This window comes from Candidatus Omnitrophota bacterium, assembly GCA_034717435.1.
Classification (GTDB): Bacteria; Omnitrophota; JAUWXU01; order JAUWXU01; family JAUWXU01; genus JAYELI01.
In genome coordinates this window covers 1-12,121 of the sequence record JAYELI010000032.1, presented here as the reverse complement: position 1 = coordinate 12,121, position 12,121 = coordinate 1, and the positions used below count along the sequence as shown (strand labels likewise).

At 42.9% G+C, this 12,121-nt stretch carries 12 protein-coding genes and 1 tRNA gene; all 13 read left to right on the top strand.

All coding sequences use genetic code 11. The annotated features are described in order from the left end of the window. Positions 1 to 240 precede the first annotated feature (240 nt). The 13 genes from U9Q08_02415 to U9Q08_02355 all read left to right on the top strand — a co-directional run bounded on the left by U9Q08_02415 (position 241) and on the right by U9Q08_02355 (position 12,070). Entirely contained in the window at positions 241 to 1,356 is a 1,116-nt protein-coding gene (locus U9Q08_02415) for a glycosyltransferase (protein ID MEA3328577.1), read from the top strand. Next, positions 1,356 to 2,213, top strand: coding sequence for a lysophospholipid acyltransferase family protein (locus U9Q08_02410; protein MEA3328576.1), 858 nt, complete (start codon positions 1,356 to 1,358; stop codon positions 2,211 to 2,213). Before U9Q08_02415 ends, U9Q08_02410 begins: the two co-directional genes overlap by 1 nt. Then, positions 2,214 to 2,870 carry a glycosyltransferase family 2 protein gene (locus U9Q08_02405; protein MEA3328575.1) on the top strand — a complete coding sequence of 219 codons (657 nt, stop codon included), beginning with the start codon at positions 2,214 to 2,216 and terminating at the stop codon, positions 2,868 to 2,870. Next, entirely contained in the window at positions 2,871 to 3,521 is a 651-nt protein-coding gene (locus tag U9Q08_02400; GenBank protein MEA3328574.1) for a protein-L-isoaspartate(D-aspartate) O-methyltransferase, read from the top strand. It begins immediately after the preceding gene. Beyond that, the gene (locus U9Q08_02395; GenBank protein MEA3328573.1) at positions 3,509 to 3,967 is read left to right on the top strand and encodes a small multi-drug export protein; all 459 of its coding nucleotides are present in this window, start codon (positions 3,509 to 3,511) and stop codon (positions 3,965 to 3,967) included. The genes U9Q08_02400 and U9Q08_02395 overlap by 13 nt, the downstream gene beginning before the upstream one ends. 127 nt (positions 3,968 to 4,094) lie before the next feature. Beyond that, positions 4,095 to 4,823 (top strand): DUF72 domain-containing protein, encoded by a 729-nt coding sequence (locus U9Q08_02390; protein ID MEA3328572.1) that lies wholly within the window; start codon positions 4,095 to 4,097, stop codon positions 4,821 to 4,823. 39 nt (positions 4,824 to 4,862) lie between these two features. Further along, positions 4,863 to 4,940, top strand: a tRNA-Pro gene (locus tag U9Q08_02385). Positions 4,941 to 5,056: 116 nt separating this feature from the next. Further along, a complete protein-coding gene (locus U9Q08_02380; protein MEA3328571.1) occupies positions 5,057 to 5,326 on the top strand; it encodes a cupin domain-containing protein in 270 nt (89 codons plus the stop codon). Positions 5,327 to 5,349: 23 nt separating this feature from the next. Further along, positions 5,350 to 6,081, top strand: coding sequence for a metallophosphoesterase family protein (locus tag U9Q08_02375; GenBank protein MEA3328570.1), 732 nt, complete (start codon positions 5,350 to 5,352; stop codon positions 6,079 to 6,081). A gap of 1 nt (position 6,082) precedes the next feature. Next, positions 6,083 to 8,110, top strand: a complete 2,028-nt coding sequence (gene ligA, locus U9Q08_02370) for an NAD-dependent DNA ligase LigA (GenBank protein MEA3328569.1) — start codon at positions 6,083 to 6,085, stop codon at positions 8,108 to 8,110. Positions 8,111 to 8,238: 128 nt separating this feature from the next. Continuing rightward, on the top strand, positions 8,239 to 8,718 hold the full coding sequence (locus U9Q08_02365) for a hypothetical protein (protein MEA3328568.1): 480 nt from the start codon (positions 8,239 to 8,241) through the stop codon (positions 8,716 to 8,718). Then, positions 8,715 to 9,605, top strand: a complete 891-nt coding sequence (xerD, locus tag U9Q08_02360) for a site-specific tyrosine recombinase XerD (GenBank protein MEA3328567.1) — start codon at positions 8,715 to 8,717, stop codon at positions 9,603 to 9,605. The genes U9Q08_02365 and xerD overlap by 4 nt, the downstream gene beginning before the upstream one ends. Positions 9,606 to 9,781: 176 nt before the next feature. Further along, positions 9,782 to 12,070 carry a DHHA1 domain-containing protein gene (locus U9Q08_02355; protein MEA3328566.1) on the top strand — a complete coding sequence of 763 codons (2,289 nt, stop codon included), beginning with the start codon at positions 9,782 to 9,784 and terminating at the stop codon, positions 12,068 to 12,070. Positions 12,071 to 12,121 lie beyond the last annotated feature (51 nt).

The window sequence follows — 12,121 nt, the reverse complement described above, 5'->3', positions numbered from 1 at the left end:
CCCGAAGGGCGACCGAAGGATCTCATAAAACCGTGTTTTCTGAGATTCTTCGGCCTTCGGCCTCAGAATGACCTTTTTAGCGTTATTATTTTTAATTTCGGTTAAGGTGTGCACTTTTAAAACATAAATTGCTCTAAAACTGTGCACTTTTAATTTTTAAATAACAGAGGTGCGTTTTTTTATTGATTGTAACTGGTTTTTATGGTAAAATTAACAACACGATAAGGCGGCTAAAACAATATGAAGAAACGGATTCTATTAATGTATAGCCCTGGTAGTTCCGGGCATCAGCAGGCTGCTATGGCTATTCAGGCTGCAATCAGAGAAATCAGACCGGAAAGCGAGGTTTTAACTATCGACTTGTTTAATTACAGCAGTCCTATTTTGGAAAAGATGATAGTTAAAGTATACTTAGGCCTGCTTAAGACCATGCCCAGGGTTTGGGGATATCTTTATGATAATCATAGGGTATTAAGTATGGTATCATGGTTTATGGCAATGAGTTACAGGATGAGTTCTAATAAGGCAAAGGCTATTTTTGAGGATTTCCAGCCCCAGGCTATAGTCTGCACGCAGGCTTTTCCCTGCGGGGTGATGGCAGACTATAAAAAACGGTTTAGCTCGAATTTTCTGCTGGTTGGCGTGTTAACCGATTATTTGCCCCATTCATACTGGGTTTCTGAAGAGGTAGACCGCTATGTTGTTTCTTCTTTACAGGCGAGACAGTATCTGGCCAGATCCGGAATAACCGAAGACAAGATCATTAATTACGGCATTCCTGTTCACCCTAAATTTAGATGCCGGAACAACCAGCGCCAAATTCTGATAAAAAAATTAGGTTTAGACCCCGGCATGCCGATCATATTAATTATGGGAGGCTGCCATGGCGCAGGCCCGATTGAAAAGACGGTTTATCAATTAGGCAAAATAGGCCTTGATTTTCAAATAATAGTCATAACCGGGATCAATACTTCTCTGAAAAATAGATTAGAGAAGAAAAAAGGATATTTTAAAAAGCCGGTCAGGATACTGGGGTATGCAGATAATATTGATCAAATTATGGAGATTTCAACATTGGTTATAACCAAACCGGGCGGTGTTACCTGTGCCGAGGCCCTGGCTAAGAAACTGCCGATAGTGATCTTAAAGCCTATCCCCGGCCAGGAGACGAACAACACCCGGTTTTTGATCGAACAGGGAGCTGGTGTGGGGGTTAATAGCCAAGAGAAGGTAGCGGCAGTAGTATCTCGTCTTTTAAAAGAACCGGATGAACTGGATCGTATGCGCCGCAACAGCCGGGAGATAAGCAATCCGGATTCTGCTCTCAAGATAGCAAGATTGGCGCTGGAAGGTTGATGATTAATTATTTTATTTATCGCTTGGCCGAGGTTCTGGCAATTTATCTGCCGGCAGGATTTAGCCGGTGGTTGGGCATAAGGGTGGCCGATCTTTTTTATTTCTTTTCAGGCAAGAACCGGACAGTTATAGAGCACAACCTGCGGATCGTTTTAAAAAAAGCAAGTAAAAAAAGAATAGACCATTGTTCGCGGTGGGTATTTCGAAACTTTGCCAAATCTCTGACTGAATTTTTACGCTTTGGGAAAATGGACGCCCAATTTCTAAAACGCTTTGTAAAGATAGAAGGGATAAGGTATTTTGACCAGGCCTTAGCCCGGGGTAAAGGGGTTATTGCCATTACCGCTCACCTGGGAAACTGGGAGTTACCCGCGGCGGTGGTCTCATTTCTGGGTTATCCTTTGAATGTTGTTACCCTGCCGCATAGAAATCGGCTGGTAGATAATTTTTTTACTGAAAAAAGAACAATAAACGGCATCAAGGTAATACCTGTCGGCAGCTCTGTTAAAATGTCTCTTTCAGCGCTGAGGAATAACCAGATATTAGTTCTTGTCGGGGATAGAAACTTTTCCAAAGGAGGAGTAGAGACAGACTTTTTTAACAAGCCCGCTCTTATGCCTGCGGGCATTGCCACGTTAAGCCTGAGGTTCGGCAGTCCTATTGTGCCGGGATTTATGATTAGAGAGAAGGACGATACCTTTAAGCTGACTTTCGAAAAACCGATAATATATCAACCGACCGGTAAGCGAAAACAGGATTTAAAAAATATTACCCGGGAATATCTAAAGGTTCTGGAAAAATATATTGCTGGATTTCCAGAGCAATGGTCTATCTTTAGCAAGGTTTGGGGAAAGTAGATGAAGGTATGCGTGCTTATTCCTTTGTATAATGAAGCCAGGACCATAGAACGCTTGGTTAAAGACGCAGTTAAATATGCTGATAAATGCCTGGTGGTGGACGATGGTTCTGCTGACTCAAGCGGAACCATTGCTTTGGAGGCTGGAGCCGTTGTTATCAAACATTCCAAAAATTACGGTAAAGGCATTTCCCTGCAGAATGGATTTAAAAAAGTATTAGAAGAAAAATACGATGCAGTAATTACCATGGATGGCGATGGTCAGCACGACCCGGCGGATTTGCCTAAATTTATTAAAAAAGCTGAAAATTCCCCGGCCGGTATTATTTCAGGGAACAGGATGGGTAATCTGAAGGAAATGCCCCTGATCCGCATATTGACCAATAAACTTATGTCGTTTGTGATCTCTAAGGTCAGCGGACAAAATATCGTAGATAGTCAGTGTGGATACCGCCTGATAAAAAGCAATGTTTTAGAAAAACTGAACCTTTCTACTTCGCGTTTTGAAATAGAGTCTGAGATCTTGATTGAAACGGCAAAATTAGGTTATCGGATAGATTTTGTGCCCATTAACAGCATCTATCGGGGAGAAAAAAGCCGGATTGATCCCCTGTTTGATACATTGCGGTTTATAAAATTTATTTTCAGGAGAAGATGAATGACCGGTTACTGGCGAGAGTTATCCCGGCAGATGGTGGATAGCCAGTTGATTTTTCGGGGAGTTAGCGATAAATCAGTTTTGGCTGCATTCGGTAATGTTCCCCGGCACCGGTTCATACCAGAAGGGCTTGATAAAATAAATCCTTACGGGGATTATCCTCTTTCGATTGGAGAAGGACAAACAATATCTCAACCTTATATGGCGGCGCTGATGACCGAATCCCTTCAGCTTAAAGGCGGAGAAAAGGTGCTGGAAATTGGAACAGGTTCGGGTTATCAAGCGGCAGTTTTGGCTGAACTTACCGAAAAGGTCTATACAATAGAAAGGATTGCCTCCCTGGCCAAGCGGGCTGAGCAGACGTTGTCCGAACTCGGTTATGCCAATATTAAGATTAAGACGGATGATGGCTCATTAGGCTGGAAGGAATTTTCTCCTTATGATGCTATCGTGGTTACTGCCGGAGCGCCTTCGATACCTCCCTGTTTAGTTGAGCAACTGGCTGGAAAGGGGAGACTTGTGCTTCCTGTGGGGAACGCATTCAATCAGATGTTAACCCTCCTTACCCGGGATAATGACCAGGTGATTAAATCTGATATCTGCAGTTGTGTTTTTGTCCCCTTAATTGGAAAAGAAGGATGGAAAAAATAAATAGCGAATTGTTTATTATTCTTATGTCGATGTTGCCGATAAATGAATTAAGGGGAACCATTCCGATTGCTCTTTCAATGAATCAGCCCGTGGTTAAGACCTTATTGCTGGCGATTATCGGCAATTTAATTCCGGTAGGGCCGTTGCTTGTATTTTTAAGGCCGGTTTCTGAGCGTCTCAGGCGGTTTAAAATCTGGCGCAGGTTTTTTGAGCATATTTTCAACCATACTGAAAAAAAAGCAAGGATTGTTCAAAAATATGGGGCATTGGGGCTTATCCTGTTTGTAGCGATTCCTCTCCCCGTTACCGGAGCCTGGACAGGCTCGGTTGCCGCGTCTTTATTTAAAATAAGATTTAGATATGCCTTTAGCGCCATTGCTGTCGGGGTAATTATTTCCGGTTGTATTGTTACGGCTATATACAGATTAGCACAGATGGCGCTTTAAAATACAACGTTAAAAACACAGATGAGCTATGAGCTATGAGCTTAACTCACAGCCCACAGCCCAAAGCCCATAGCCCGTATTACTGCTTATTCTTTCTTTGCCCATCTGTGTTATAGTTATAGACAGAATGATAAAAAAAGCAAGATGTCTGATCGGGACCTCGGGATTTTATTACAATCACTGGTATGATAAGTTTTACCCGCGGGAACTTAAAAAACAAGAGCTACTGCCTTTTTTTGCCAAGTATTTTAATACCGTAGAACTCAATAATACCTTTTATCACCTTCCCAAAGAAAAGGTGGTAGAGAATTGGCATCATAATACACCTCGGGAATTTATCTTTGCCCTTAAGGCCAGTAGATTTATTACCCATATCAAGAGGTTGAAAAACTTAGAAGATAGTCTCAAGGTTTTTTTAAGCAGGGCATATATCTTGAAGGAAAAATTAGGCCCGGTGCTTTATCAATTGCCGCCGTCAATGAAAAAAGACAGCCCGAGACTGGAGGCTTTTTTAAAGAAGCTGCCTTCGGATATTAAAAACGTGATTGAATTTCGCAATCCTAGCTGGCTGGACAAAGAGATATTCGACATTCTTAAGAAACACAACATTGCCCACTGCATTATCAGTATGCCGGATTTTCCGGTAAGAAAAGAGATAACCGCTGACTTTGTTTATATCAGGATGCACGGGGGAGAGGTTCTTTACGGCTCTAATTATTCAACTAAAGAACTAAGGTCTTGGGCTGATGATATCAAGAAATTCTTGAAAAAAGGCCTGGACGTCTACGTCTATTTCAATAATGACGCCAATGCTTACGCAATAAAAAATGCCACAACATTAAGAAAATTAATGTAGGGCATGCTTAAGCATGCCCTACAGCTGTGGATAACTTTACGGGGTATAGCTCAGCTTGGCTAGAGCGCTTGCTTCGGGAGCAAGAGGCCAAGAGTTCAAATCTCTTTACCCCGACCAATTTGAGTACACAACTTACCGAGGCCGTAGGCCGAGGTAAGTTGTTGTGCGAAAATTATCCCGTTTGAAATTGTTTTATTGGAAGTATAGGGATCTCTAAAAAGGAGGAAGCTGCGATGGAGGTAAAGGTTGAGAGAATCGAGGAAGAAAAGATTAAACAGATGGGAGTTTTATCCTGGCCGATCTGGCAAAAGGAGGTTTCGCGTTTTGACTGGCACTATGATGAAACAGAGACTTGCTATTTACTTGCCGGAAAGGTTATTGTCGAAATAAAAGACGGAAAAACTGTCAGCTTCGGGGCAGGCGATTTTGTTACTTTTCCTAAAGGGCTTGACTGTGTTTGGGATATAAAGGATCCTGTAAAAAAACACTATAATTTTTCTTGATCGACCGACGATTGTGAGCATTAATGCGCTACGCAGTATTTGCCGATATACACAGCAATTTAGAAGCCTGGCAGGCAGTTTCGGAGTCTTTTAAAAACAAGAGAATAGATGGCTTTATTTGCGCAGGGGATATAGTCGGATATGGGCCTGATCCCCAAGAGTGCATTAAGCTGGTCCGGGGAATGATTCCTGCCCCGCTTATTGTCGGCGGTAACCACGATTGGGCAGTTGCCGGGAAGCTTGATATAGATTATTTTAACACTTACGCTAAGCAGGCAATTCTCTGGACAAAAGAAAACCTAAGCCAGGTTGACAAAGATTACCTGGGTTCTTTGAGTCTTATCCAGGAGGGGAACAATTTTACATTGGTTCACGGAAGCCTTGATCAGCCGGAGGAGTTTAGGTATATTATAGATATTCGGGATGCTGAACCTTCATTCCGGATTTTAGAAAAAGATATCTTATTTGTTGCTCATTCGCATGTGCCTTTTATATTAAGCATGAAACAGGAAAAGATGAGGTATATAGAACCGGGCAGGTTAAATCTTTGCGAGCAAGAAAAATATATTATTAATGTCGGAAGTATAGGCCAGCCGCGGGATGGCGATCCTCGAGCCTGCTATTTGATATATGATGCTGAAGTTGATCTGGTTGAATTTGAGCGGGTTGAATATGATATTGTTTCTACCCGGCGAAAGATAATAAAGGCCGGATTGCCCGGGAAGCTGGCCGACAGGTTGGCGGTTGGGGGATAAATTGAAGGAAAAGGATAAAATAAAAAAACAGATAGAAGAATTGCGAAAGCAAATCCTCAGGCATGATTATTGTTATTATGTATTGAATCAGCCGGAAATATCGGATACCGAATACGATAAGTTGATGAAAAAACTTGGCAATCTGGAAGAGAGTCATCCTGAATTTATAACTTCTGATTCTCCTACCCAGCGCGTAGGAGGCGAACCGGTAAAAGGATTTAAAACCGTCAGACATAAAGCAAAGATGCTTTCTTTGGATAATACATATTCCGTTGAGGAACTCAAAAGCTGGGATAAAAGAGTTAAGAAATGGCTGAAGGGAGAGAAGGTTGAATATGTTGCTGAATTAAAAATTGACGGCACAGGTGTATCGCTTAGCTATAGAGACGGCGTGTTTTACCTTGGCGTTAGCCGGGGAGACGGCGAGAGGGGAGAAGATATTTCTTCGAATCTGCGCACTATAAGATCCCTGGCTTTGAAATTATGGCCTGCTTCTGATAAGAAATATCCAATACCCCGCGTTCTTGAGGTTCGCGGAGAGGTCTATATGAACCATCAGGATTTTCAGGGCTTGAATAAACAGCGCAAGCATAATAACGAAGCCTTATTTGCAAATCCCAGAAATGCCGCTGCCGGGTCTCTCAAACTGCTTGATCCCAGGATTAGTGCCCGGCGGGGCCTGAATTTTTTTATTCATTCTTTCGGCAATATTGAAGGAGGTAAAGGTTTTGATTCCCAATGGGAGTTTTTGCATGCGGCCAGGCAGTGGGCCTTGAGAATTAGTCCCAATATAAAGTTTTGTAAAGACATAAATGAGGTAATCAGCTATTGTAATAAATGGCAGGATAAACGCTCCAGCCTTCAGTATGAGATAGACGGGATAGTTGTCAAGGTGAATTCTATCAAACAGCACAAAGAGCTGGGTCATACTTTAAAGAGCCCCCGCTGGGCAGTTGCTTATAAATTTCCGTCGCATCAGGTAACCACCAGATTAAACAATATCAGAGTGCAGGTCGGCCGCACCGGAGTAATCACGCCGGTTGCCGAATTAAAGCCGGTTGAGTGCGGCGGCGTAACCATATCAAAGGCAACGCTTCACAATTTTGATGAAATAGAGCGGTTAGATGTTCGTGTTGGCGACAGGGTTTTGCTGGAAAGGGCAGGCGAGGTGATTCCCAAGATTATCAAGGTGGTAAAATCCGTCAGGACCGGCAAAGAAAAGCGTTTTAGCCCGCCGAGGCAGTGCCCGGTATGCGATGGGCCGATTGAGAGGGAAAAAGAAGGAGAGGTTGCTTTTAGATGCGTTAATCCTTCCTGCCCTGCGCAGATAGAAAGAAGCCTGCTGCATTTTGCGTCGCGTTCAGCAATGGATATCGAAGGGCTGGGAAAGTCTATAGTCAAGCAATTAATAGCGGGCAAGCTTGTTTCAGCTTTGGACGAAATCTATGCCTTAAACAAAGAAGGTCTTTTAAAACTCGATTTGTTTGCCGAAAAAAAAGCGGAAAATCTACTCATCTCGATTGAAAAAAGTAAATCCAGGTCTTTGGGGAGATTATTTTTTGCGCTGGGTATCAGGCATGTGGGAGAAAAAGCAGCTCAACTCCTTGCTGAAAAATACCCCAGCGTAGATAAGCTGATGGAGGTAAAAAAAGAAGAATTACAAGAAATAAGGGAAATTGGGCCGGTAATGGCCGAATCCATCGAAGGATTTTTCAACAATAAATCCACGAAGAAGTTAATTAAAAATTTAAGACACCTGGGCTTGAACATGTCTCAGGTTTCGGTAAAGAAAAAGCCGCAAGTGCTGGCCGATAAGATATTCGTATTTACCGGCCAGTTAGACAGCCATGGCCGTGGACAAGCAGAGGCCTTGGTCGGGGAATTAGGGGGGAGAACGTCTTCTGCTGTGAGCAAAAAAACCGATTATCTTGTTAGAGGCAGCAATCCCGGTTCAAAATATGAGAAAGCAAAGAAATTAGGGATAGCTATTTTGGATGAAAATGGGTTTGAGGAGTTGATAAGAAAATGAGAGTCAGAAGATTCAAATTTTTCTCAGCGTCATTGCGAGCCCGCCGACCTGTCCCGAGCGAAGTCGAGGGAAGGCGGGCGTGGCAATCTCATTTAAAGAGATTGCTTCGCTTCGCTCGCAATGACGGAATGGTATTTTGCCTTATTTTATTTAGTATAATAGCCTTCAGCGGGTGTGCTACCTTAAAAAAAGGCAGGCTCCCCAAATTAATTAGAGGCCAGAAAACAAAGGATATCGAAGAGACGGAAGAAACAGCCAAAGGCATGATTTCTTGCCATCGGATTTATAGGAACGCTTATATTTTGTGGCAGGCATGCCAGGAAGAATTGATCAAGAAATTAGGGTCGAACAAAAAGAAAGATATTTTATTAAGGGAGAGGGTTATCCAAAATTTAGAAAGAATGCAAAGCTGTCTTTTAAGGGAGAAAAGGGATCTTTTTAAAGGTCAGATCGAAAGATTCAAAGAGCTGACAGAAGATTTAAACACCAGGCGGTTAAACATATCCCAGTCTCGCCGGCTGAAGAGAGAGCTTTACAACCAAAAAAGACAGATCCAAAGAGAGTTTTCTTATAAAAAAATGGGCGGTTGGATAAAGCCGGATAAATGATGGGTAAACTGGTTGATGAATTTTTAAACTATCTGACAGTAGAAAGGGGGCTGAGTAATAATACCATCCAGGCTTACCAGAGAGACCTGAATAACTACCTCGATTTTTTAAAGAAAAAGGGGATTGAATCGCTTGAAAAAGTAAAGAGAGAACATATTACTGATTTTTCTTTGGCCCGGAAAGATAAGGGCCTGTCGGTTAACTCTATCAGCCGAAACCTGGTAGCGATAAAAGTGTTCCATCGGTTCTTGGCCAATGAACAGCATATTTCCGGTGATGTTACCGATATCCTAACTTCCCCGAAATTATGGAAAAAACTGCCCGAGGTTTTAAATGTTGAAGAGGTAAGCAAATTATTATCCCAGCCTGATCTTTCTGCCTGGACCGGAATAAGAGACAGAGCTATTCTGGAGATGCTTTATGGCGCAGGCGCCCGGGTGGCTGAGTTGAGCGGTTTAAAATTGTCGGATTTAAGCTTGGAAGCCGGGTTTATCAAGTGCACAGGAAAAGGCGGCAAAGAGCGGATTGTCCCCCTTGGCAAAGAAGCAACCAAAGCCGTCAAGGTTTATCTAAATAAGATTCGGCCGGGACTAGTTAAGAAAGAAAATCAGCCGGTATTGTTCCTGAATAGATTTGGCAGGAAGATATCGCGTCAAACACTCTGGAAATTGATTAAAAAATATAGCAGGTCTGCCCGGATAGATAAACTGATAACACCGCATACCCTCAGACATTCTTTTGCGACCCATTTATTGAAGGGAGGAGCTGATCTGCGGGCTGTTCAGGAAATGCTTGGGCATGCCGACATAGCTACTACCCAGATATATACCCATATAGATAAAGACCACCTAAAGGCAGTTCATCATAAATATCACCCCCGATCATGAAAGAAGTGTCAGAGTGTCAGAGTGTCAAAGTGCCATTTAGAGTGTCAAAGATTCAAAGTGTCATCGCTCACTTCGCCCCCTTCGGGGACTTCGTTCGCTAGTGTCAGAGTTTTTACTTTGATACTTTGACACTTTGATACTTTGACACTTTGATACTGTATACAGTGAGATTTTTTATGGATTTAATAGTTACTCACCAAGCGGCTGACTTCGATGCTCTGGCTTCGCTTGTGGCGGCCAAAAAATTATATCCCGGCTCCAAACTTATGATTCCCGGTTCGCCGGAAAAGGCCGTAGGTCAATTTCTTAGCTTTTGCGGGGATGTAATCAAAATTGAAAAGGAAAAAGAGTGCAATATCTCTAATGTCACCCGTTTAATCATTGTTGATACCCGGTTAGCCAGCCGTATTGGAAAAGCCAGCCAGCTGCTCTTGAAAAAAATCCCCATTCTTGTCTATGACCATCACCCTCCTGCGGCTCAGGATATAAAAGCAACTGCCGGGAAATCAGAGAGATTAGGCGCCACAACCACGCTTTTAGTTAGTTATTTGGCTAAAAAGAAAATCGATATCTCCCCGATTGAGGCTACGATTATGGCATTGGGGATTTACGAGGACACCGGCGCGCTTACCTATTTGAGCACAACCAAAAAAGATATCGATGCTGTTAGTTTTCTGTTTTCTAAAGGGGCAAATCTAAAAATAATTTCTTCTTATTTAAATCGGCGTTTAAATCCTGCTCAAACTTCGATTTTAATCAGGTTCTTAAACTCGGCTAAATCGTATAATTTTATCGACAAGCGGGTAATAATCGCCGCTATATCCAGTAATAAATATATTCAGGACCTGGCCCTTCTCACCCATAAATTGAGAGACACAGAAGGGTGTGATGCGATATTTTGTTTAGTAGAATTGCCTGACAAAATTCAAATGGTTGCCCGCAGTGACTGTGTTGATATTGATGTCGGTGCGGCTGCCGTTAAGCTGGGCGGCGGCGGGCATAATTTAGCTTCCAGCGGAATAATCAGGGACCTTACCTTAAAGCAGGTTGAGGAAAGAATTTTAGAACTTCTCAGCAGGCAGGTGAAAGCTGAAGTAAGCTTAGCCGAAAGGATCGTTTCCCGGGAGCCGGATCGTGTCGAAGGGGAAATTGTCAAGCCGCTTTTAAAAAAGGATCTTGCCAAAAAGCTGAAAAAAACTTTGCCGCAGCATACTCTTGGTATTTTAGAAATAACCGGTCGAATTGCCGATAAAGATAATATTCAAGCCTTTGCGGTAGGCGGCTTTGTCCGTGACCTGATACTGGGAGTCAAAAACTTAGATGTTGATATTGTTATTGAGGGAGATATCCGGAAATTTGCTAAAAAGTTAGCCCGGGAACTTAATGGCGCTCTGGTTCTTCACAAGAAGTTTAAGACCGCGACAATAGTTATGAACGATAAATCAAAGGTAGATGTAGCTACCAGCCGGACAGAGCGTTATCACAAACCAGCTGCTCTTCCCGAGGTAAAGGCCAGCCGTATCCGCGAGGATCTCCAGCGGCGCGACTTCACAATTAATACTATGGCTGTCAAACTCAATCGTAGAGAATTTGGTGAGCTTTTGGATTTTTTTGATGCTCAACGTGACTTAAAGCGGGGCCGGATCAGGGTTCTTCATAAAATGAGTTTTGTGGAAGATCCAACCAGGATTTTCCGGGCAGTGCGTTTTGAGAGCCGTTATAATTTTGAGATTGATAAATATACCGAAAACCTTATTAAGACCGCTGTCAGTGATGATATGTTTACTAAAGTGAGCGGCGAAAGACTGCGGGAAGAGATCGTTTTGATTCTAAAAGAACCCCGGCCGCTTAAGGCCTTAAAACGCATGGCCGAACTTCATGAACTGCGGTTTATTCACCCGGTGATTAATTTTAATCACAAATTGCTTCGGGGGTTAGAGAGAAGCGAAGAGATTTTAGTTTGGTATAGGATAACTTTTGCCAGGAAACATATCGAATCCTGGCTGGTTTACTTTCTGGCCTTGATTGATCAGCTTGATTTAAAGCGGACGGAGGAGCTTTTAAAGCGTTTTCCTTTCCGGCGTAAAGAGCAGGATATAATTAGGGCAACAAAAAAAATGGATACGCTGGTTTTTCTTGCCTTGAGCAAAAGAAAGGCTATGCGTCCCAGCCAGATCTATCGTTTACTAAGCCATTTGTCTAAAGAAACAATCCTGGCAATAATGGCTAAGGCCCCCCGCCTGATAGTCCGGCGCAGGGTATCGGATTACTTAACCAAGTTCCTTCATGTAAAAATAAAGATTAAAGGAGAAGATCTTAAGAAAGAAGGTTTTAAGCCCGGCCCGGACTTCAGCCGAATATTAGAAAAGGTGCTTTATGCCCGCCTGGATGGACACCTTAAAACGCGTTCGGATGAACTTCGCTTTGTCCGCCGGCTTAAAAAGCCGAAGTCAACAGTAACATAAAGTGTCTTATTCTCTCAGGGGAGATGGCTGGCGGGGTGTGGTTCCGCCGGA